We start from the raw sequence: 1,017 nt of genomic DNA, 5'->3' as shown, positions 1-1,017 counted from the left end.
TTGACATACTCCCCAGCCTGAAGGCGTGGGGATTCTTTACGCTTCATTGGGCCGTGCTACCGGAGTAGTCTTACCGTCCCTCGACGTACATTTAAGGTCGTGCCGATGCCCCATGCCGACCATTTCTATATTTTTCGAGGCATTCTCATCTCTATCGTGTTCGACGCCGCAACCTAAACAAAGTATCGAGCGAACAGATAGATCGACTTTGCCCCATTTGAAGCCACAATCAGAACATTTTTGACTTGTAGGTTCCCATCTACTAATTACTCGGAAATAAGAGCTAAACTTTTCAGCTTTAGCCTCAACTAAAGTTCTGAATTCCCGCCAACCTTGTAAACTAATTGCTCTAGCAAGGTTACGATTCTTGACTAGACCCGACACATTCAAGTCTTCCAGTATGATAGCTTGGTTTTCGCTAACGACTTTGGTTGAGAGCTTGTGTAAGAAGTCTTTACGAGTATCGCTAATCTGATTGTGCAGTTTGGCTATTTGAATCCGAGTTTTGTTTCGTCGCTTTGAGTCTTTTTGTTGACGAGCCAGTTGGCGCTGTAGCTGGCGAATCTTGCGGTCAGACTTATTGTAATTAGGACTCACCGCTTTTTCTCCGTTGCTCATTACAGCAAAAGTTTTGACACCTAAATCGATACCAATGCTTTGATTATCAGCATTAATAGATCTAGGCTCAACTTCTACAACAAAACTCAAAAAGTAACGGTTGGCACAATCCTTGATTACTGTTACAGAACTAGGTTCAGACGGTAATCCTCTAGACCAAATAGGCTTTAGATTGCCAACTTTAGCGAGATATACCTCTCTATCTTTCACGGAAAAAGCGGCTTTCGTGAAAGTTGCAGATTGGCCATTTGTTTTTTTCTTGAACCGAGGTTGTCCTAATTTCCTGACTTTCCTCTTCCCCTTGAGAGAGTCAAAGTAATTTTTATAGGCTACATCTAACTGTTTAAGAGATTGTTGCAATGGCACAGATGATACATCATTCAACCAACGTCTTTCCTC

General features: G+C 42.3%; 1 protein-coding gene. It reads right to left on the bottom strand.

Annotated elements, in window-relative coordinates:
- Nucleotides 1-36 precede the first annotated feature (36 nt).
- Nucleotides 37-1,017: RNA-guided endonuclease InsQ/TnpB family protein (locus tag LAY57_RS35675; protein ID WP_249072267.1), on the bottom strand; the 981-nt coding region annotated here is incomplete at its 5' end.

The organism is Argonema antarcticum A004/B2 (assembly GCF_023333585.1).
In the GTDB taxonomy this organism is placed as follows: domain Bacteria; phylum Cyanobacteriota; class Cyanobacteriia; order Cyanobacteriales; family Aerosakkonemataceae; genus Argonema; species Argonema antarcticum.
Note: the sequence above shows the minus strand (reverse complement) of the source record. Positions and strands in the feature narration are given on the sequence as shown.